The sequence below is a fragment of the Stenomitos rutilans genome, assembly GCF_059505485.1.
The window spans coordinates 43,299-62,747 of the sequence record NZ_JCACKR010000085.1 but is presented as its reverse complement, the minus strand read 5'-3'; the positions used below and the strand labels follow the sequence as shown (position 1 = coordinate 62,747).

21 protein-coding genes and 1 pseudogene are annotated in these 19,449 nt (G+C 50.2%); 15 read left to right on the top strand and 7 right to left on the bottom strand.

Annotated features, from left to right (window positions below):
• Positions 1-190 precede the first annotated feature (190 nt).
• The 3 genes from AC5JLP_RS15440 to AC5JLP_RS15430 all read right to left on the bottom strand — a co-directional run bounded on the left by AC5JLP_RS15440 (position 191) and on the right by AC5JLP_RS15430 (position 3,827).
• Positions 191-1,048 (bottom strand): hypothetical protein, encoded by an 858-nt coding sequence (locus AC5JLP_RS15440; RefSeq protein WP_496068814.1) that lies wholly within the window; start codon positions 1,046-1,048, stop codon positions 191-193.
• A gap of 107 nt (positions 1,049-1,155) precedes the next feature.
• Positions 1,156-3,015: a DNA polymerase gene (locus AC5JLP_RS15435; protein ID WP_496068813.1), complete on the bottom strand. Its 1,860-nt coding sequence runs from the start codon at positions 3,013-3,015 to the stop codon at positions 1,156-1,158.
• Positions 3,012-3,827, bottom strand: coding sequence for a hypothetical protein (locus AC5JLP_RS15430; RefSeq protein WP_496068812.1), 816 nt, complete (start codon positions 3,825-3,827; stop codon positions 3,012-3,014). The genes AC5JLP_RS15435 and AC5JLP_RS15430 overlap by 4 nt, the downstream gene beginning before the upstream one ends.
• An 84-nt stretch (positions 3,828-3,911) precedes the next feature.
• On the opposite strand from AC5JLP_RS15430, the gene AC5JLP_RS15425 reads away from it, so the two are divergent.
• The 8 genes from AC5JLP_RS15425 (at position 3,912) to AC5JLP_RS15390 (ending at position 10,790) form a co-directional block, all read left to right on the top strand.
• A complete protein-coding gene (locus AC5JLP_RS15425) occupies positions 3,912-4,184 on the top strand; it encodes a hypothetical protein (protein WP_496068811.1) in 273 nt (90 codons plus the stop codon).
• A gap of 80 nt (positions 4,185-4,264) precedes the next feature.
• Positions 4,265-6,253, top strand: coding sequence for a hypothetical protein (locus AC5JLP_RS15420; RefSeq protein ID WP_496068810.1), 1,989 nt, complete (start codon positions 4,265-4,267; stop codon positions 6,251-6,253).
• Positions 6,199-6,555, top strand: a complete 357-nt coding sequence (locus AC5JLP_RS15415) for a hypothetical protein (protein WP_496068809.1) — start codon at positions 6,199-6,201, stop codon at positions 6,553-6,555. Before AC5JLP_RS15420 ends, AC5JLP_RS15415 begins: the two co-directional genes overlap by 55 nt.
• A 29-nt stretch (positions 6,556-6,584) precedes the next feature.
• Positions 6,585-6,983, top strand: a complete 399-nt coding sequence (locus AC5JLP_RS15410; protein WP_496068808.1) for a hypothetical protein — start codon at positions 6,585-6,587, stop codon at positions 6,981-6,983.
• A 15-nt stretch (positions 6,984-6,998) separates the two neighbouring features.
• Entirely contained in the window at positions 6,999-7,580 is a 582-nt protein-coding gene (locus tag AC5JLP_RS15405) for a hypothetical protein (protein ID WP_496068807.1), read from the top strand.
• A gap of 78 nt (positions 7,581-7,658) precedes the next feature.
• Entirely contained in the window at positions 7,659-8,564 is a 906-nt protein-coding gene (locus AC5JLP_RS15400; RefSeq protein WP_496068806.1) for a Uma2 family endonuclease, read from the top strand.
• Between the two features lie 120 nt (positions 8,565-8,684).
• Positions 8,685-9,959: an AAA family ATPase gene (locus AC5JLP_RS15395; RefSeq protein WP_496068805.1), complete on the top strand. Its 1,275-nt coding sequence runs from the start codon at positions 8,685-8,687 to the stop codon at positions 9,957-9,959.
• 21 nt (positions 9,960-9,980) lie between these two features.
• Positions 9,981-10,790, top strand: coding sequence for an HNH endonuclease family protein (locus tag AC5JLP_RS15390; RefSeq protein WP_496068804.1), 810 nt, complete (start codon positions 9,981-9,983; stop codon positions 10,788-10,790).
• 66 nt (positions 10,791-10,856) lie between these two features.
• Here AC5JLP_RS15390 and AC5JLP_RS15385 read toward each other — a convergent pair whose 3' ends face one another.
• Both AC5JLP_RS15385 and AC5JLP_RS15380 read right to left on the bottom strand, forming a co-directional pair.
• Positions 10,857-11,024, bottom strand: a complete 168-nt coding sequence (locus AC5JLP_RS15385; protein WP_496068803.1) for a DUF4351 domain-containing protein — start codon at positions 11,022-11,024, stop codon at positions 10,857-10,859.
• Positions 11,025-11,059: 35 nt separating this feature from the next.
• Positions 11,060-12,145 (bottom strand): DUF5895 domain-containing protein, encoded by a 1,086-nt coding sequence (locus tag AC5JLP_RS15380; protein WP_496068802.1) that lies wholly within the window; start codon positions 12,143-12,145, stop codon positions 11,060-11,062.
• Between the two features lie 122 nt (positions 12,146-12,267).
• On the opposite strand from AC5JLP_RS15380, the gene AC5JLP_RS15375 reads away from it, so the two are divergent.
• The 5 genes from AC5JLP_RS15375 to AC5JLP_RS15355 all read left to right on the top strand — a co-directional run bounded on the left by AC5JLP_RS15375 (position 12,268) and on the right by AC5JLP_RS15355 (position 17,186).
• On the top strand, positions 12,268-14,124 hold the full coding sequence (locus AC5JLP_RS15375) for a type IV secretory system conjugative DNA transfer family protein (RefSeq protein WP_496068801.1): 1,857 nt from the start codon (positions 12,268-12,270) through the stop codon (positions 14,122-14,124).
• Positions 14,125-14,199: 75 nt separating this feature from the next.
• The gene (locus AC5JLP_RS15370; protein ID WP_496068800.1) at positions 14,200-14,400 is read left to right on the top strand and encodes a type II toxin-antitoxin system VapB family antitoxin; all 201 of its coding nucleotides are present in this window, start codon (positions 14,200-14,202) and stop codon (positions 14,398-14,400) included.
• The gene (locus AC5JLP_RS15365; protein WP_496068799.1) at positions 14,397-14,759 is read left to right on the top strand and encodes a PIN domain-containing protein; all 363 of its coding nucleotides are present in this window, start codon (positions 14,397-14,399) and stop codon (positions 14,757-14,759) included. The genes AC5JLP_RS15370 and AC5JLP_RS15365 overlap by 4 nt, the downstream gene beginning before the upstream one ends.
• Before the next feature lie 293 nt (positions 14,760-15,052).
• Complete coding sequence (locus tag AC5JLP_RS15360; RefSeq protein ID WP_496068798.1) at positions 15,053-16,366, top strand: DNA methyltransferase; 1,314 nt, start codon at positions 15,053-15,055, stop codon at positions 16,364-16,366.
• Positions 16,367-16,385: 19 nt separating this feature from the next.
• A complete protein-coding gene (locus tag AC5JLP_RS15355) occupies positions 16,386-17,186 on the top strand; it encodes a hypothetical protein (RefSeq protein WP_496068797.1) in 801 nt (266 codons plus the stop codon).
• Here the strand turns inward: AC5JLP_RS15355 and AC5JLP_RS15350 are convergent.
• The gene (locus tag AC5JLP_RS15350) at positions 17,183-17,332 is read right to left on the bottom strand and encodes a hypothetical protein (RefSeq protein WP_496068796.1); all 150 of its coding nucleotides are present in this window, start codon (positions 17,330-17,332) and stop codon (positions 17,183-17,185) included. The two genes, AC5JLP_RS15355 and AC5JLP_RS15350, sit on opposite strands and share 4 nt — an antisense overlap.
• 36 nt (positions 17,333-17,368) lie before the next feature.
• A pseudogene (gene recA, locus AC5JLP_RS15345) lies at positions 17,369-18,316 on the bottom strand (recombinase RecA).
• Positions 18,317-18,550: 234 nt separating this feature from the next.
• Here recA and AC5JLP_RS15340 point away from each other — a divergent pair.
• The gene (locus tag AC5JLP_RS15340; protein ID WP_496068795.1) at positions 18,551-18,976 is read left to right on the top strand and encodes a TIR domain-containing protein; all 426 of its coding nucleotides are present in this window, start codon (positions 18,551-18,553) and stop codon (positions 18,974-18,976) included.
• Positions 18,909-19,449, top strand: a 541-nt coding sequence (locus AC5JLP_RS15335; RefSeq protein WP_496068794.1) for a HEAT repeat domain-containing protein, incomplete at its 3' end; no start/stop codon positions are given. The genes AC5JLP_RS15340 and AC5JLP_RS15335, both read left to right, overlap by 68 nt.

Below are 19,449 nucleotides of genomic sequence, written 5' to 3'. Positions count from 1 at the left end.
GCTTGCCGTTGTGGATTCTGCCATTTTTGACGACGTTCTTTGAGTCGCAACTGGGACAGCAAGGGAGTGTCAAGGGCATGGCTACTTTAGAGGGCAACGTACTAGGTTTAACATTCCAGCCGCCAGCGCTTTACCCTGCTCAAGCTAGAGGTTAGCTATCCTTACACCTTTAGGACTACCCGATTTTTTACTAAGGTCCTAAAACCTGTTGAATCACAGTTCGTAATGGTTGCCAGACGACTTCGCCTCTAAAGTTTTCCCAAAAACTCGATGCCTTATTGTAGTAGAGCAGTCTCTGTTGACTCAGTTCGTACACTACAGGAATCTCGTACCACAGCAAGTCTACTCGGTGCCCAAAGGGGTTGGTTGTCTGGATTTCAACAGCCACTGTTTCCTCGACGTGATCGACCAGGGTGATCGCAAAACACAAATGAGTCGGCATCCGAAAGTTATAAAGCGCCTGACCCGCTGCCGCTGGGTTGACTCGTGCCCTTGCCCACTGTGAGGACTCATTGGAGAACGCTTTCAACCCCTTCATATTGATAAAAGCAAACTCAGAAAACAAAAAGAATGCCTCTCCGCGCACCCCTAATCCTGGCTCAAAGTCAACCATTCTGGCAATGTAGTTGAAGCGTCTCCCCTTGTAGACTTCATCTCTAAGGATTTCTGGACTCCCCAAACGCTCCAATCGTTGCAGCACGACTTCCAGATAGCGATCGCACTCTTGGCGATTGCGGCATCCTTTCGGCTGCACATATTGGCTCTGCTTCGGTTGCCACTGCTGCAAAATGCGCTCAAGGGCAATCGCGGCTTCCTCGGTCAGCAGAATCACCTGATTGTTGTCTCCAGTCACCATGACAGAATTTGAGACATTGCTGCCGATGGCGATCGAACGGTCTCCTGTGGCTAATACGACATCTCCTGCCCGAAGTGCAGCTGCGATCGCCTGCAAATCTGCCTCATCCCCTTCACCAGCAACGACTCGCTGGATAATCTCTTGCATCTTCTCTGGCATAGCCTCAGCTAAACGATTCTTCTGCTTCATCATGCTTGCATCAAGGATACTTGATCGGCTTTCTAAGTCTGAATGAAGACAACCGAATTCGTTCTGGTTGATCCTAAAAGCTTCATGGTTAATTCTAAAGGCTTCGCTCCTTACTCAGCCCAACTTTCAAGCACCTGCACATCCACTACCACAGGAATCGGAGCAAGCAGTTTCTGTGCAGGTTGCACCATACAGCGGTGCAAGCGTTGGCTCACCGCCTCAACTGCCGCTTCTGGGCACTCCAGGACAATCTCATCATGCACTACCGCAATCAGTCGGGCATTGCCCAACTGGGGATGCAGCTTGACCAGCGCTAGTTTGATGATGTCCGCATTCGTCCCCTGCACCGGATAATTGAGTAATTCCGTCAGACGCGGTTGCTCAGCCTCAGACCACAGACGCAAGCGTCCCGCAAGGGTTTGAGTGCGTCGCGTCTTGTTTCCATACAGATTACGCTTGACCCGTTCATGCCAATGACGCACACCTTCATACACCTCAAAAAAGCGTTGCACAAAGGTACGGGCATCCTGAAGACTCATCACAATGCCATACTCAAGCTGGGTTTCTAATTGCAGTCGCACGGCACTCATGCCATAGATCAGTCCAAAGTTAAGTTTCTTCGCAATGCGCCGCTCTGCTTCTGTAATGTCTGCAAGCGCTTTCCTCGTCACGATGGCAGCCGTGAGACGGTGAATATCTTCACCCTTTTGGTATGCCTCAAGCATGCGGTGATCGCCACTGATTTTGGCAACGATGCGCAGCTCAATTTGGGAGTAATCCCCTTTGACGATTTTGTATCCCGGTGCCGCGACAAAGCAGCGGCGAGTCAGGGCAAGATGTGGAATTGTTTGAATGGCGGGACGACGGCAGGTAAAGCGCCCGGATCGCGCACCCAGTTGAAAATAGTTGGGATGAAGGCGATCGGTCACTGGATGCATGTGTTTGATCAAACTGGCATCAAAGTTCGACAACACTTTGGCAAGCCGTCGGTATTCCAGGAGCGCCGGAATCGCTGGATGTTGATCCACCTGGGCAATCAGGGCACTTTGGCTGGTGGACTTCACCGCAATGCCCTGTTGCCCAAGCACTTGCTTCACCTGCTCTGGTGAATTGGGATTGGTGCCACTGCCCCCGATTGCTTGCAGTCCTGGCAAAAAGGAAGTCTGTTCCAGCACCGCTTCACCCAAACAATGCCGAAAGGTCTGCAAAGCCGTATGCAATTGCTGATGCAACTGTGTGACGGCTGTTTGCCAGCGATCGCGATGCAACCGCATCCCATTGAGTTCCATCTGAGCTGTGGCGGGGACACAGGCAGATTCTAAGCGGGCGATCGCAAATAACTTCTGGTGCTTCAACCGAACCGTCAGCGCCTCATGTAAAGCTAGCAGCACCTGAGCATCCATCGCAGCATAGGTCAGTTGTGTAGCCGTTAACTGGGGTTTTGAAAAGTCACTCTGCTGCTGCGCTTTATCCAGGTTGATGCCTAACAGTTTTTTAGCAACAACTCCCAGCGATGCCTTCCCTTTGCGTCCCGCTTTCAGCACTTGATAGGCAAGCTGCGTGTCAAAAAATGGACCCGCAAGTTGAAAGCCTGCCTGAGTGAGAAACTGCCAGTCGAATTTAAGATTATGGGCAATTTTGAGCATAGGGCATGCCAATAGCTTTTGAAGCAAGCTGCATTCATCAACTGAGATCGCAAACAAGTCAAGCACTAATACAGGCTGAACAGGAACCGCAATTTGCAATAAACGGATGCGATCAGTATGTGGATCAATGCCAGTCGTCTCACAGTCAAAGGCAAGGCGCTCTGCTGTGAGGAAAGGGGCGATCGCCTGCTCCAATGTCTCAATATCCTGAATCAACTGATACACCAACCGCTGTTCCAAACGTTCAGCATTCGGCTTGGTCGTATGTTTTACAGCCGTGTCTCGCAGCGTCTCTTCATGCGTGTAAAAATCATTGCCTTTCATAGTTTTGTAGATGATGCGCCTTGGAATAGATCCACCTGCACCACTTGTTCAGGCTGGGTTATGTCCTGAGCCGTAGACTTTATGGCTACTTCAGGCGATGTGACTTTCCCGTGGAAAGTCTGCGCCAAGGCTCGTTCCACCTTAGGGGCATGTCGTACAACCTTGCGGCGAATAGTGATGCTGATCGCTTGCAAAATGTGATGCATTGGCTGGACAGATTGTCCTCCTATGATTGAAAAGAAAGAGTCATGTCCCGCTGGCAAACGGTTGTGGCGTTGCAGCACCTGATCAAACGCCCAAAGGCAAAGCTCTGCATACTCATGCCGTAAGGGTGCTTCCAGGGTTAGAGGTTGTAAGGCACAGACAATTTCCGCAGGAGTGATGGCTTCTGTCACGATGCCTTGTTCAAACTCATCCAAAATCAACAGAAACCGTTCCTGCCTCACAGCCTGTAAGAGCCAAGCAGGAAGCAGATCGGACCAACTACTCGCACCCACAATGATGGGTCCCTGAAAGTACCTGAGATGGTCAGTTTTCAGTGGTAGAAGATGTAATAGAGCCTCCAGTAAAGTTGTCGGTGCCGGTTCCATCTGCGCCATCACTCGCATCATGGTTAATGCTTGCGTCCACGATGGAGAATCATCTGGCTGTGTCTCAACGAGTGCTGGAAAAAGGTCAATTTGATTCATGGTGGGTGATTGGGTGAACACGGTCGCACACAATCCCGAACCTGTAATTCTTCCAATGCCTTTTCTGCCAGTGTCAGAGCGGTTTGGATGCCACTTCATCAACCGAAATGCAGAAGCTACCATCGTTACTCACGCTGCTGAAGGAAGGTGATCCGGCTCTGTGCCGATCTCTACGGTGGAGCTGTTACAGCAACCGAGGTGAATCCGATGAATCCCGATGCATTAGAGACTGGGTTTGAATCCACAGGCTACGCTCAACCGGCTGATGCCGTACCTGCTGCCACGATTGATGCTGCCTGGGGTGCGGGCAACACACCCTGGCAACCAGATCAGTTTCAGGACGGCTATCAGGAAAACATCTATGCCGTCAATTTTGGTGACACACCTTATACCGAAACAGCGAGTCACCCTAACCCACAGCTGAGTGAGTACAGAGGCTCAGAGTACGGCAGCTTAAACGACAACGAATTGGAACTGTAAGGTTCGAGGACGGCGCTATGGCTGGGGCGGTAGCGCTACCCATCACTCAAAAAATTTGCACACGTTAAAGGTCATGAGTCATGGTGAATTCATCCGCCAGGCGCAAGAGCATTGTGCGCTCCTGCGTAAGTTGGCTATGGGCGATCGCGTGCCTTCTGCTCATATTAGGAGTCTGGTTGTTGCCTGCTCCCGCTTGGGCGCAAGCGTTACCGCTGACCGCTGCCCAAACGCCTGACTGGAGTCAGATTAGCTTCAGCCAATTTCCACCTGTAGCTTCCAGTGGTTCTGTGCCAACACAGGGTAGTTTTTCCGGTCGTCGCTGGCTGGCTGGGCAAACTCCAGATCAATTTCTGGCGCTGGGAGATGTTCAGGAACTACAGCCTCAAGCCTTTTCCCTCAACCAGATTGGACAAGTGCTGGGACAAGCTTTAGCCCAAACATCACTGTCCGCTTTTCCATTGGCAACCAAGCAGAGTCTGAGGCATCTACTCGGTGCGATCCCTTCTCTAGGGCAATTGCAGATCAAAGACATCCCACCGATCGCGGCTTTAGTGGGGGCACGCGCCGCAGGCATTGTTGATGATCCAGGGTTGGCAATAGGGCTGACACTTGATCAGGCGATGCAGCAATTCCCGAAATTGGGTGATTTAAAGTTGGATACCGTTGATCTGACGCAATTTGCGATCGCGTCCATTCCTGGTCTAGCGGATGCTGCCTTGGGCAACTTTTCGGGCTGGGAAACGACTCCAATTAACGGTGTACCTGGACTTAATCAGGTGCCGCTGACAAGCTACCCAAACCCACTGGCATCGGGTAACGGCATCGTGATGCGGGTTGATGCGGTCTATGGTCCCTCCGAAGCCAACCGCACGAACACGATTTCTGGTTCCGATCTTCAAGGCTTTGCGATTCCCTGCACTAAACAAAAGGGACGCAAGGATTGTGCTTACATCGAGCTGGACGATTTGGAAGCTTCAGGACGTTCGGCACGCGGGGCACTGGAAGGTAAACAGTGGCTTTCTGGGAAATATCAGGAAGTGGAAGGCGGCAAGGGCGCATTGCGTGCAGTCAATGGGGGCAAAGAACCAACGGGTAGATTGCCGTTTGGTCCCACCTTCAAAGTGGCAGTATGGGAACCGGATGAAACCACCGATACGGTCACAACGGCTCTCTTCTTCCGTTTTTGCCAGGGCACACTTGGTTGTACACCTTACTTTATTGGTCCGGTTCCCTTTCTGACCTACAAAGTTAATGCCCTCATTTTGGTCGGTGATCTGGCATCAAGTGCTAAGTCAGCCACAGCGCCTTCCACGCCGACCGGGGCAAGTCGTGGCAAAAGTGGCAGTAAGTATGGTGCATTGCCTGACACTGCAAATTGTTTGCTCTCTGGTCAAGGAGTGGGCGATCGCTCTGGACTCGATCTCAAGTCATTAGCTGGAGCCATTGCCAGTATTGAAAGTCAGGGTAGCGGTGATTATCAGGCAGTCGGAGTGCATACATGTGCCGATGGTGGCAGTCACTGCGGGCGCGGACTGGGACGTTATCAGTTCATGAACTACAACCCTTTCGCCGCCACGCTGATTGCGGCGAAATCAGGCGGACAGGCATTTCTGGATCGTGTGCAAGACGGCTACCAGCCAACAGCGGCAGATTTGATGCAGTACTTTCCACCAGAAGACCAGGAGCGGGCTTTTCAAAGTTCCCTGGCAGACTTGACCAAGCGGGCAAAGCAGCAGCTTGATCCCACAACTGGTAGATCCTTTACCGGAATGCGCCTTATGGAACGGGTCGCACAGATGCATTTTGGTGGACCCGACAGCGCGATCGATAGCGGCAGTGCGGATGCTTTGGGGCAGTTGAGCTTGCGAGATTATGGCAGGCAGCGCAACGCTATCAGGCAAGTGCCAATGTCTGTGCCCCTTTCAATAAAGCCAATACAGACAAAGCACCAACTGCTAGTGCCGCTAAAGGGCTTGGCAAGCAGATTGCGATCACCGCCAATAAAGCTGCTGGCATGGACACGTCCGCCGGTCCAGGCGGTGGCAATGAAGCCTGCGCCTGGGCAGTGAACCGGGTCTTACAGAAGGCTGGCGTTGCCCCGCTAGGAGACAATCCCAACTATGTCCCCTCTGTAGAAGCAGCACTCCGAAACGGGCGTGGTCAAGCTGTCTCAACGGCACAGGCGCAAGCAGGGGACATCATTATTGCTAAAGACCAGCGGCACATCGGCATCTGCCTGAACGAGGGTTGTACGCGTGTGCGCTCCAACTCCAGTTCCCGTGCCCAGTTTGCCTGGGTGTCCAGTCGCTCCTTCGATGGGTACTACGACCAGTATGGCGGCAGTGAGAAGCTTTACCGTGTCATTCAATAGTTAAAAGTTAAACGTAAAAGGAGGTTGTGATGCCATTTCTAAAGCGTTTTTGGGTGTGGTTTGTCATTGGGTTACTTGCCGTTACTACTTTCACTACGTTGGTCTTGGGTCGTTTAGATGCGCCTGCTCACGCGATCGCCCAGTCGTCAGAAGTCGCGATCGTGCGGCAGGTGGTGCAGCAGCTGGGTCGATCTAACCGCTTTTCGGTGCGAAAGGTGGCGGTAAGTGGCAGTTATGCACTGGTGTCCTGGAATGAAGGTGAAGCGGGTGGACAGGCGCTCCTGAAAAAGCAGTCTCACCGCTGGACACTGCTGACCCACGGTGGTGGTTGGCTGGGGCTGAGAGGGCTGACCAGCAACGGAGTGCCTCGGTCTAGTGCGGAACAATTGCTCAACCAGCTTGATCCCAATTGGCACAAGTACGAATAATACAGGAGGTTCACTATGACGGACACACGTTCACCCCAAACGACACCAGAGTTGCCACCACCACCACTCTGGCTACGGCAGTGCAGCCGCTGGTTTCGGCTGGGCTTGGGACTCTTTTTACTGCTGTCGGTGCTGCTGGGTACGATGGGCTGCTCTGCCGTAGCAAGTGTCCCCTGGCGTAAGGCAACCGACATTGCATCCAAACCACTCATTGCACAGGTGATTGCTCAGCAGACGGCGGCAACAGGACAGGAGGCTCAAGTATTGGCTGATACGATGCAGGCGTGGCAGATACAGGGTAAGGATGGCACGCTGCTGCTGTTTCACTTCAACATGCCCAATCTCTGCGGGACATTGGGTTGCCTGTATGTTGGGGTATGGGAGCGGGAAGAGCAAGTGCCCGTGCAGGTGTTGTCGTCCTACCTCAAGCCCAACTTGCCCCCTAACCAACCGCTGTTTGAAGTAGCCCAGCGACAGGGTGAGGCGGCGTTGCCCTGCCTACAGGTGCAACAGGCAGAGTCGGCGCGGTTACGGCGAACTACGCTGTGTCTGGTGGAAACCCGCTATCAGGTAGTGGATAGCAGGCTGTTGGAGTAACGGATTGATGGTATTTCTCCTGCCTCCCTCACCCATAAGGCACAATAAAGGCTAAGTCTGGCACCCCCAACTCTGACCATGAAACAGCGTTCTTACCCTGTACCGCAAATGGAGCCACCCCTCTCACCGAGGGAAACATTGCCAACAATGTATGATCTGCCCAGTGAAGACCCGGAGGAACCTGGTTTGCCGGATGAATTTCACGATTTGCAACCCCAGTTGCTGAGCGCGACGCTGCGCCTCAGTGGGTATGCGCGAGACCAAATTTTTACCGGGACGGATCTCAACCTTTACTATGATGTGCGCCAGCCTCAGTGGTACAAACGTCCGGATTGGTTTTTAGTGGTGGGGGTGCCCCGGCTTTATGATGGGACGGATTTGCGATCGAGCTATGTGATCTGGCAGGAGGGAGTTGATCCCTTTGTAGTGGTGGAGTTGCTGTCACCAGGCACCGAGAAGGAAGATCTGGGGGAGTACGCGACATTGGGGGAGGGCAGTGGTCTAGGGCTTTCTACTCCTGCATTGAGTCGTTCAACGGATGCAGCACCAGTAGTGGGAAATGGTCAGGCAACCAGAGACATGCCACCGCGCAAGTGGGAGGTCTATGAGCAAAGCCTGCGCGTTCCCTATTACATCGTGTTCAGCCGCTATACGAATCGGGTACGTTGCTTCCAATTGACGGGGGGACGGTATCAAGAACAGGCACTTGACCCAACTCAACCGCGCCTTTGGATTCCGGAGTTGGGGTTGGGGTTAGGTCTATGGCAGGGGGAGTTTGAGGGTGTGACGCGCCACTGGTTGCGCTGGTATGACGACCAGGAGAACTGGCTACCGACAGATGCGGAACGGGCAACGCAAGCAGAAGCCCAACTGCGGCAGGTGGCGCTGAATTTGTTGCAGCAGGGGATGACGGTGGCTCAGGTGGCTCAGATGACGGGGTTAGCGTTAGAACAGGTTCAGCGGATGGTTGATGATCAGGTTTAGAGTTGAGGAGAGCGCTACGGCTATCTGGAAGACTTATCTGGCTAAAGTAGCTGGGTATGCTACGATTGCGCTCAATAATGGTAACGACTAGCATTATCAGTGAAAAACTGAGTTTCTCAGATGTATATCCATTTAATAGTCATAAGAAATATCCGCTCAATTGAGAATTTATTTTGGAGAATTACGCCCCCGCAAGCGGCTGGCTGGCATGTAATTATTGGTGATAATGGCTCTGGCAAATCAACTTTTTTACGTTGTATTTCTTTAGCGCTTATTGGTCCAATTGAAGCTGCTGCTCTTCGACAAAATTGGAATGACTGGTTAAGCCAAAAAAAAACATCAGGCTCTATTCAGCTTGGTTTATTATTTGACAGGACAAAAGATAAATTCTCCGGGAAAGGGCGAACAATTGAATCCAACACTCTCCCAGTAAAAATAAGCTTCTCAAAGGCAGATACTGAAGTAAAGATAAAGAGCGTAAAGATAGAGAGAGTTGACCCTGAACGATTTATCTGGAGTGGTAAATCTGGTTGGTTTTCTGCTTCTTATGGACCTTTTCGCCGTTTTACTGGCGGAGATAAAGAGTACGATAGGCTCTTTTATTCCAATCCTCGACTTGCATCGCACTTATCAATTTTTGGTGAAGATGTTGCCCTAACAGAAGCAATACGATGGTTGCAGGATTTGCAATTCAAAAAACTTGAAAAAAATCCTGAAGGAAATCTACTCGATTCAGTTAAAGAGTTTGTAAATCAATCTGAATTTTTACCGCATAAAGTGCGATTAGAGAGCGTTTCGTCAGCAGGTGTAGAATTTATTGATGGCGATGGCTACAAATTACCTGTTGAGGATCTAAGTGATGGCTATCGGTCTATTTTAAGTATGACTTTTGAATTGATTCGTCAGTTAGCACAGGTTTACGGAGCAAAAAATATTTTTGACCCTGGCGATAAAACCAAAGTTATTGTGCCGGGTGTCGTGTTGATTGATGAAATTGATGCTCATCTCCATCCAACCTGGCAACGGCGCATCGGAATTTGGTTCCGCACACATTTTCCAAAGATTCAGTTTATTGTTTCCACCCATAGTCCCCTGATCTGCCAAGCGGCAACTGTTGGAACTGTCTGGCGTTTGCCCAAACCGGGTAGCAATGAATCAGGGGGAATGGTGACTGGGCAAGAACTAGATCGATTGCTGTACGGCAACGTACTAGATGCCTATGGAACAGAGGCGTTTGGTGCAAATGTAACTCGTTCCGAGGAATCAAAACAGCTATTACGGCGGTTAGCAGAATTGAACCAGAAAGAACTGTATGAGCAATTATCGGATACTGAACAGGAAGAACAAACGAACTTAAGGGCGATGATGCCAACAGCAGCTAGTGCTGTTAACTGAAGTTTGCAATTTATGTAGAATATGATTCAGCTTCCAGATTTAACCTTGCCTGAAACCACACAAAATCGGCTCAACAGATGGCAGATGATCGTTGATGGTGTTTCAACTTATAAGGGTAAAGTCTCGACAGGAAAATCGCTGTTTAGCTCTTATAACACTACAAGAAATACCACCTTTAAGCAAGTTCGTCAGGTTCTTACTGAAATGTGCTCTGGCGCAAGACGCTGCGCTTACTGCGAGGATTCTGTAGCTGATGAAGTAGAACATATAAAACCCAAGGATCTATATCCTGAATCCGTATTTGTTTGGGAAAACTATCTTTACGCTTGTGGACCCTGTAATGGTCCCAAAAATAGTCAGTTTGCTGTTTTCTCAAGCATGACTGCAAGATTTACCAATGTGACTCGTGGACGCAACGCTCCAGTCGTACCACCGGAATCAGGAGATCCTGTGCTGATTAATCCTCGGATTGAAAACCCACTTGATTTCTTTCATCTAGATCTCGCTGGCACCTTTTATTTTCTGCCCCGCTTTCAGCTAAATGCAAAAAATAAAGAACGTGCAGAATACACGATTAAAATTCTTAGACTTAACGAAAGAGATTACTTAGCTAGGGCAAGAGAGGAAGCTTTTAATTCTTATCGAGCAAGGCTATCAGAATACATCTCTCACAAGGTTTCGGGAGTGGAAGAGACTCAGCTAGATAACCGTGTCAAAGCCTTACAAAGAATGCAACATCCAACCGTTTGGAGAGAAATGCAGCGTCAGCAAGCACTCATTCCTGAGTTGAGCGATTTATTTGACCAAGCTCCTGAAGCAATTTTGTGGTAGGAAGTGATTACCATGAAGCGATCCGCGATCGCCCCTCACAATTTATCATTCAGTTAATTGCCAACGTCAGAAGCGTGATGCGTGCGCTGCACAGGTTGTGCCACCATCCCCACTCGATTGGCTTACTTCCAACCAAGTCAGCAACTTACTCAAACGGGTGAAAGCGAGCAACGTCTCGGTCAACGCTTCTAGTTGAGTTAAGGGCAGTGCTTTCACCCGCGATAGCAGCTCCAAGGGGATGAGCCAACCATCCCCGCGATCGCTACCCCCTACTCCTCATCGTCCTCATCATCCAGGTCGAAGTCATCGTCAAGGTCATCTTCCAGTTCCAGATCCTCGTCGTCCACAGTTTCTGCCTGCGTATCGATAAAATCCTCCTCCTCATCCAGGTCGTCACCAAGAGGCTCGGCATGACGCAGGTTGCGCTTCGGCTCCACAACAGCAGTCACCGCTTTCGTGCTACTTGCCTCTGGTAGAGCAGGCAGAGCTTGCGGTTCCGTAAAGCCTGCAATATCTTCATGAATGCCCCAAACCAGTGCTTTCGTTGTGGGCGCACCCAGAAAGAGCCTGGGTAAGTTGTCCGGTGCTGGACTGGTGATCACCTCCGTCTTACAACACCAGGATTTGTTCTTGCCCTCGCCTTCCTTAACCGCTTTGAACTCCACCTCCAGCACGCCCAAACTCCGCCACTTGTCACTCTTGCCGGAATACCGCTGCCCTGTAAACTCAGCAAAGGCTTTCTCCAGCTTGCGGTAGTACTCCTCACGGGCAGATTTGAAACTCCAGAGCGCCACATTCTTGAAGCGCACGACGATCGGTGTGGTGTGCAGCGGTTGGTTGTCATCGTCCAAGAAGACCAGCGCGTGTTCCGCGCAAACATCCATTGTTTTCTTGTCGAGGTTAGGACGATAGTCCTCATACGGTCCAACTACGGTGCCACCCATTTCTTCCACGTCAGATTTGTAGCGAATATACTCCGGCACAAACGCCAGGATCAACAGCCGCGCCTCACTGATAAATAACCCTGTGACCTCATTCTCACCAAACGTGATATTGCTCAATGCTTCTTCATTAGGGGTCTCCAGCCAACCCGCTTTGTCGAGCTGATCCAGCGGCAGGAGGATGCCAGCGGGTTTGTCATTCACCACAATGCCGTAGGGCAGCTGCGGACGGCGTACCTGATTGTAGGCTTCGTCTAGCAAATCAGCATCAATTTCAAACGTTTGTTTGCGTTTGTTTGCTCCATTCCCAGCGCTATTGCCTGCACGCGTTCTGGGTTGACGAGTGTTTGATGCCGTCTCGGTTGTAGCAGCTTTGCGCGTGGTGCTTTTCGCTGTTGTTCGGGGCGTTGCCATAAAAGATCCCTTTGAATGCTTCTCCCCATCCAGGCGATAGCCCTTCACCCCTATCCGACGATAGACGATCGGCACACTCCCGATGCTTGCAATAGGAGGGTTGATTCGCGAGGAAACCTGGAATGCTGGCATCGATCGATTTGGGCGGACTACTGCGGCAGTTTAGTAAGCCTGAAGGTTGGCTCATGGTGGGAATGCTGTTGCTGCTGCTGTTGCTCGCTCAGGTGATGGGCAAGGGCAAGGGCAAAATCACGACCGGACGCACCGTGGGGGTGAGTGAAAAGCTGGCAGCCACCAATCGGGCATTACAGCAACGACGAGCGATCCGGCAATTGCAGCGCCTGAACCAACAGGGCATCACCACCGCAGAAAAAAAAGCGACCAAGCGTCCGCCTCACAATCGAGTGGCGCTCTGGTGTGGCACGCCGCGCTACTGGATGAAAGGACGATGGCAGGGCTTCGGTGCCTGGACGCAAACCTTGTTGGGCGCTTCACCAACCGTCTGGCTCCCCGATGCCCAGCGGAGTGCCTTGGTGGTTGGTTCACCAGGAAGTGGTAAAACGGTCAGTGTCATTGATCGGGCGATCGAGAGTGCCTTTGTCCAGGGCATTCCCGTGCTGCTGTATGACAAGAAAGGATCACAGATGCAGCTCCATGCACCGTTAGCTGCACGGTATGGCTACGAGGTCCATATCTTCGCACCCGGTGAATCCTTTAGTGGCGTGCTCAATCCACTCGACTTTTTGCGCGATGCGACGGATGCCGTGATGGCAGGTGAACTGGGGTCAGTCATTAACCGCAATGCGGCGATCGGTGGCAAGAGCGATGAGTTTTTCTCGAAGGCGGGAGATCTGCTGGCAAAAGCCTTGATGCAACTGGCAAAAGGCACTGACTATCCCGATCTGGCGATGGTCTATGCACTGCTGCGACTGCCCAATCTGGTCAGCAGGATTGACTACGCGATCCAAACCAAGCGCATCAGTGAGTGGGTTGCCACCAGCTTTAATCAGTTCCTTAGCGCCAAAGAAGCGGAGAAGACCATTTCAGGGATTCTAACGACAGCGGCTGGCACCTTTTCGTCCTTCATTCAGGCAGATCTGCTGCGGGTGTTTATTGGACAATCCACCATCCCATCACGGATTGAAGGTAAACAACTGATTATCTTCAAGCTGGATGATGCGCGGCGATCGGTCGTCAGTCCTCTACTGGCAGCCGCTCTGCATTTGTGCATTGTGGCGAATCTTTCTACCCCGCGCCGTGACCCGATCGCCATTTTTCTGGATGAGTTGCCCTCGCTCAAACTGGACAAGTTGCCCCAGTGGATTAACGAATATCGCTCGAATGGCGGCTGTTTTATGCTGGGGATTCAGTCGCTAAACCAGCTTTACGAAACCTATGGTGAAAAGATGGGAGCCGCGATCGCGTCTGCGTGCAGCACCCACATTCTGTTCAACCCCGGCGACACCAAAACGGCGGAGGAATATGCCAAACGCTATGGCGAAAAAGAAGTCCTGATCCGGAACAAAGCCACCAGTCGATCAATGGGGCAGCACGCTAGTTACTCGACCAGTTGGAATGAATCGTTGCAAAAAGTCCCCTTGTTCACCGTTGACCAGATTCTGCGCTTTTCCGAAGGGCAGTGCATCCTTTCCAGCCCTGGTTATCGGGCAGGCACTGAAGGCTCTGTACCCTATCCACTGAAAATTACGATTCCCGGTGCCGATAAGAAACGGGCGGCGGAAAGTGAACCCTTATGGGAGCAATACCTGCGTCCGGCACTACAACAGCAAGTATCAGACATTGATCCAGACAGCCTGATGCACGGGCTATATGAGCGCATTCGCCTGGCAGAAGCACTGTTGCCGCTACCGGAGAACGGTCAGCCCTCTGGTGCATCCATGTCACAACCTGTTCCCGATCCAAAACGCCCCACCCTCACCAAACGCCCCAGCAGCGATGCCTTGGACTTCATGACCTAGGGCATCTGCCCTGGAGGAAGCAAGCTAGGAGAAGTGAAGTAGGATTGGATTGGTAGTTGCTGGCTCAGACTGCTTATGGCGACATCTCTCAACATCAACGAAGCCCTACTGCAAGAGGCACTGGCGCTGGATGACCAGGCAACCGCTGAGGTTCTGGTCGAGACCGCTTTGCGTGAATATATTCAGCGTCGCCAGCGGCTCAAGGTGTTGGATCTGTTTGGCACCATTGATTACGACCAAGACTACGATTACAAACAGCAGCGCCAGCAGGCATGAGCGTCATTGTCGATACGTCTGTTTGGTCTCTAGCTTTGCGTCGAAGTGCCTCACCCAATGCTTCTCCCATTGTCGCCCAACTACGAGCTTTGATTGCTGACGATCGCGCTATTTTAGTGGGTGCAATTCGCCAAGAAATTCTCTCTGGAGTGCGTAGTGCCGAACAGTTTGCTCGCTTGCGGGATTACCTGCGAGCGTTTCTAGATGTAGAACTTGTGCTCGAGGACTACGAACTTGCTGCAGAGTGCTTCAACACTTGCCGCCGCAATGGTATTCAAGGTTCAAATACCGACTTTCTGCTTTGTGCCGTTGCTCATCGTCGCAGCTACAGCATTTTTACGACTGACAACGACTTTTAAAGTTTTCAAACCTACATCCCTGTGCTTCTCTTGACGGTCGAGAGTTAGAGCACATCAAGTCGATGGGCGATCGCCCCTTGCCTCTCTACTTCAATCTATCTCATATTTAGTAGTACAAATGCTCAATCTCTAGTACAATTGTTTGACTGGTTAAGTATCATTACGCAAAAGATATACAGGTTCAAGCTGCATTTAGTGTGAATAGCATTTTTTTATTTGCTTTTGCCCTATTGCTGGGGTATTTTAGTGCAGATGTCTCTTGAAGAGACGGTCAATATTATCATCATAAAGCTGTGCAATACTTAGAACCTGCTACATCAAACACTGAGATTAAACAGAGTCGATACCGCACAGAAATTAATCGACTCTGTGTTGCGGATCGCTCTGCCCACGACTGGTATCGATTTGTGTTGTCCTATCCGCCCCATTTAGTGCGGGACTATTTAGAGCGGTTTGGGGTAGATCAGCATAGCCAGGTTCTTGATCCATTTTGCGGTACAGGCACCACGATTGTTGAATGTAAGAAACTAGGAATTCCTAGTGTTGGGGTAGAAGCCAATCCAATGGCTCATCTTGCCAGCCAGTTAAAAGTGGATTGGATTCCTGATCCTGATGCTCTGCTGGCTCATGCTGCTAAAGTCGCTGATGCTACCCAATGTGCGATCACAAAATACGGGAAGAAACGCTTAACACTTCCAGAAGAAAGCTTAAAGCTATTGCTCACTAACTCAATTAGTCCACTTCCCCTGCACAAGACGCTAGTTTTACTGGAGCAGTTAAAGCGGCAGGGTGACGAGCATTACTCCCGTCATGAATCACTAGCGCTTGCTAAAGCATTAGTTGCGACTATCAGCAATTTGCACTTTGGTCCAGAAGTGGGGGTTGGTGCTGCTAAAACGGATGCTCCTGTGGTTGATGCTTGGTTAACAGAGATCGAAATCATTGCCCAGGATTTGCGAGAACTTCAAAAGCTGCCTTTTACGCCTGCGATCGCCCATCATGCTGACTCCCGAGAAATTTCACAGATCTTGGAACCGTGTTCAATTGATGCAGTGATTACATCACCGCCTTATCCCAATGAGAAAGATTACACTCGGACAACTCGTTTAGAAACAGTTCTCCTCGGTTTTATTAGTAATCGAGCCGAGTTACAAGCCTTGAAGCGAGGCTTAGTGCGCTCAAACACCCGGAATGTCTACAAGACGGATGATGACGACAAGTGGGTGGCTTCTCATGCTGAAATTCAACAAATTGCAGAAACCATTGAAGCACGGCGGATTGAGCTTGGAAAAACGAGTGGATTTGAACGGATGTATGCCAGAGTGACTAAACTTTACTTTGGTGGTATGGCAAGACATTTGGCAGAATTAAGGACGGTTTTGCGTCCTGGTGCCCAGTTAGCCTATGTTGTTGGAGATCAAGCCTCTTATCTGCGAGTAATGATTCGCACAGGTCAACTCCTTGCAGAGATTGCTCAAGTATTGGGTTATGAAGTGGTCAGTATTGATCTCTTCCGTACTCGACTAGCAACAGCAACAAAGGAGCAGATGCGAGAAGAGGTTGTTGTTTTGCGTTGGTCAGGTGAGAAGACTGAGGGAAACAAGTAAATTGGCAAAGTGTCAATAGATGGCTAACCCAAATCGTTATCAGCAAATTATCGAACGTATCTTCCTGTCATATTATCAAGACGGAATGGAGGAAATTGATTTTCCCAGAGAAGATATTGTGCGTGTTGCTGAGGAATTAGGAATTAAGTTGCCAAAAAACTTGGGAGATGTCATCTATAGTTTTCGCTATCGCGCAGAATTGCCAGACACTATCAAAGTGAAGGCACCACAGGGAAAACATTGGATTATTCGATCAACCGGAAAAGCTCGTTATTGCTTTGTTGCAGTTGTTGAGCAAACGCTTACACCGACTCAAATGATGTCTGAAACTAAAGTTCCAGACTCAACGCCGGGAATCGTGATCATGTATGCTCTCAGTGATGAACAAGCATTGTTAGCTAAACTCCGTTACAACCGATTGATCGATATTTTTACTGGAGTTACTTGTTACTCACTACAAAACCATCTAAGAACGAGTGTACCAGGACTAGGGCAAATAGAAACGGATGAAATTTACATTGGACTGGATCGTAGAGGGGCGCACTATGTTTTTCCAGTTCAAGCAAAAGGTGGTAGAGATCGGCTAAGTATTGTTCAGATTGAGCAAGATTTCAGGCTTTGTGCAGCGAAGTTTCCTGCTTTAATCTGTCGCCCCATTGCTGCCCAATTTATGGAGAATGATTTGATTGCTCTCTTCGAGTTTGAGGAAAGCGAAACTGGTGTCACTATTTCACGGGAAAAGCATTACCGACTGGTTCCATCAGAAGAGATTACGCCAGTCGATTTAAGAACTTATCGCGATCGCTCACCGAATGACTAACATGAAAAGAGAGTATATCGTTCGATATCGGTCATGGTCACCAGCGCAAAGACTTCAACGATTGTACTGGCGTTGGGTTGAGTCAGTACTCGCTGTTGATGCCATTGATTGTAGGGAGTGTCGCGATCGTGCAGGAGGTAAGGCATGGTGTCAAAGGGGTAAGCGTCAAAGTAGAGAAACGATCAACCATCGCTCTTTGAAGCCGCCTCGGAGCCAACGTGATCGGTCTGTGAACCGTTACAGTTGCCTCGCTTACCAGACTTGCCAAACCCATTGGGTGTATCGTTGTCGCCAATGCCCTGACCAAAAATGAGCTTCAACTCTGTGGAGCGGAACGGTGGCGCAATTTTGTTCTTGACCACCTTTGCTTTGATCACAATGCCGTACTCGCACTCACCACGCTTGAGCGTTTGAATCCGACGCACGTCCAGCCGAACAGAGGCATAGAATCTTAAGGCTCTGCCGCCCGTGGTGGTTTCGGGGCTGCCATAGGTGACCCCAATGATGTACCGCATCTGGTTGAGGAAGAGAATGGTACAGATGGGTTGGGTCAGGCTGTTCAGCGTACCCGTGATTTTCCGCATGGCCTGACTCATCAGCCTAGAATGCTGACCCACATGGTAATCGCCCATTTCACCTTCAAGTTCGGCGGCGGGAGTCAGCGCTGCCACGGAATCCACCACAATCAAGTTCACAGCATTCGAGGCGGTAAGTTGTTCCACAATCTCCAGGGCGGCTTCGCCAGAATCGGGTTGCGCCACCAGCAAACTGTTGCTGTCAACACCCAGCGTTTGAGCATAGGCAGGATCAAGCGCATGTTCGGCATCAATGAAGGCGGCAGTGCCTCCCGCTTTTTGGATTTGGGCGAGTTTCCTACGGAAAGGCTACGCCAACGCGTGTAGTGCCAGGGTGGTTTTGCCTGCACTCTCCGAACCATAGATTTCCACCAGCCGACCCTTGGGCAAACCGCCTCCCAGCACTTCATCAAGTTGTGGAAATCCGGTTGAGAACGTTTCGATTTTCAGGTGTGTAGCATCGCCCAAGCGCTGGATGGAGCCTTCACCAAATTTGCGATTGATGGCGGTTAAGGTATGGGTCAAGGCTGGAGGCTGAGTCAAGGTTTTGCTCATAGCTATCCTGCAATAGAGAACCGACCCCAGTGGAGGTCGGCTAATTACAGCGATAGCTGTCAATGTGCAATTACTGGTATTTGGAGTCGTGGATTGCCTTCACTTTAGAGGTTTGCTTAGGTGATCGCCCTATTTTTACTGCTGTGAGTGCCAACCCAAGACGTTTCCGTTAACCTGTGAAGGAAGACTATAATCGACTCAGCAAACCTCATTCATCTCTTGCCGGAGAAGCCCGTGTCAGAGGAAGCGCTCAAGATCTTTTACTCGTATTCGCGCAAAGGCTCGCACATGCGGAATACGCTAGGGGATCACCTATTAGCGCTAAGAGAAGTAAACAAGATAAGTACTTGGCATGATCTTGGAATGGAAGCGGGGACGGGATGGGAGGCAGAAATTCTCAATAAGCCAGACATTATTCTGCTCTTGGTGAGTCGAAACTTTATTGCCTCTAAATACTGTTACGGCTTCGAACTGAAGCGAGCTATCGTACGGCATAACGAAGGAACAGCACGGGGCATTCCCATCATTATGCATCCCTGCGACTGGAACCACGTAGATGTACCCTTCAGGAACCAGCATGTTTTGCTAACCTATGCCGACCCGATTACAAGCTGGGCAGATCAAGATGAAGCGTTTACTATTAAACTTCTTCATGAATAAGAGAAAATACATATTTAATTATCTTGCACTAAGGCTATACCGTAGTGCTTTGATAGCTTTGCTAGTTACCTTTTTAATAGTCTTAACGTACTCTATTACTAGTGCAGAGGTACCCAAACCAAAACCACAGACGTGGCAGATAAATGGCATTTTGGTAGCTTTAGATGATAACTCTCCTAAAGTGCAGATTAATGCTTTAGAGCAATTAGCTAAATATGACTTAGAAGACTTAAAAGCTGCCTCTGCCAATTCGGAGAAAATTGTTCGAAAATCTCTTAATCTCCTTCAAGACCAAACGCAAGATTCCAATCTGCGTGGCAGTGCAGCTATAGCGTTGGGCAATTTGGGTGATGCTGCCAAACCCTACATCCCTGACATCCTTAATGTCCTTCAGGATCAAAGGCAAGATTCCAATCTGCGTGGCAGTGCAGCTATAGCGTTGGGCAATTTGGGTGATGCTGCCAAACCCTACA

What these genes read in the sequence shown, in the direction of transcription:
- AC5JLP_RS15425 (WP_496068811.1), top strand. Translation starts at nt 3,912, where the DNA reads ATGAATCCCGATGCATTAGAGACTGGGTTTGAATCCACAGGCTACGCT.
- AC5JLP_RS15410 (WP_496068808.1), top strand. Translation starts at nt 6,585, where the DNA reads ATGCCATTTCTAAAGCGTTTTTGGGTGTGGTTTGTCATTGGGTTACTT.
- AC5JLP_RS15390 (WP_496068804.1), top strand. Translation starts at nt 9,981, where the DNA reads ATGATTCAGCTTCCAGATTTAACCTTGCCTGAAACCACACAAAATCGG.
- AC5JLP_RS15405 (WP_496068807.1), top strand. Translation starts at nt 6,999, where the DNA reads ATGACGGACACACGTTCACCCCAAACGACACCAGAGTTGCCACCACCA.
- AC5JLP_RS15380 (WP_496068802.1), bottom strand. Translation starts at nt 12,145, where the DNA reads ATGGCAACGCCCCGAACAACAGCGAAAAGCACCACGCGCAAAGCTGCT.
- AC5JLP_RS15430 (WP_496068812.1), bottom strand. Translation starts at nt 3,827, where the DNA reads ATGGTAGCTTCTGCATTTCGGTTGATGAAGTGGCATCCAAACCGCTCT.
- AC5JLP_RS15370 (WP_496068800.1), top strand. Translation starts at nt 14,200, where the DNA reads ATGGCGACATCTCTCAACATCAACGAAGCCCTACTGCAAGAGGCACTG.
- AC5JLP_RS15350 (WP_496068796.1), bottom strand. Translation starts at nt 17,332, where the DNA reads ATGCCTTACCTCCTGCACGATCGCGACACTCCCTACAATCAATGGCAT.
- AC5JLP_RS15435 (WP_496068813.1), bottom strand. Translation starts at nt 3,015, where the DNA reads ATGAAAGGCAATGATTTTTACACGCATGAAGAGACGCTGCGAGACACG.
- AC5JLP_RS15355 (WP_496068797.1), top strand. Translation starts at nt 16,386, where the DNA reads ATGGCTAACCCAAATCGTTATCAGCAAATTATCGAACGTATCTTCCTG.
- AC5JLP_RS15365 (WP_496068799.1), top strand. Translation starts at nt 14,397, where the DNA reads ATGAGCGTCATTGTCGATACGTCTGTTTGGTCTCTAGCTTTGCGTCGA.
- AC5JLP_RS15375 (WP_496068801.1), top strand. Translation starts at nt 12,268, where the DNA reads ATGCTGGCATCGATCGATTTGGGCGGACTACTGCGGCAGTTTAGTAAG.
- AC5JLP_RS15420 (WP_496068810.1), top strand. Translation starts at nt 4,265, where the DNA reads ATGGTGAATTCATCCGCCAGGCGCAAGAGCATTGTGCGCTCCTGCGTA.
- AC5JLP_RS15415 (WP_496068809.1), top strand. Translation starts at nt 6,199, where the DNA reads ATGGACACGTCCGCCGGTCCAGGCGGTGGCAATGAAGCCTGCGCCTGG.
- AC5JLP_RS15440 (WP_496068814.1), bottom strand. Translation starts at nt 1,048, where the DNA reads ATGATGAAGCAGAAGAATCGTTTAGCTGAGGCTATGCCAGAGAAGATG.
- AC5JLP_RS15400 (WP_496068806.1), top strand. Translation starts at nt 7,659, where the DNA reads ATGAAACAGCGTTCTTACCCTGTACCGCAAATGGAGCCACCCCTCTCA.
- AC5JLP_RS15395 (WP_496068805.1), top strand. Translation starts at nt 8,685, where the DNA reads ATGTATATCCATTTAATAGTCATAAGAAATATCCGCTCAATTGAGAAT.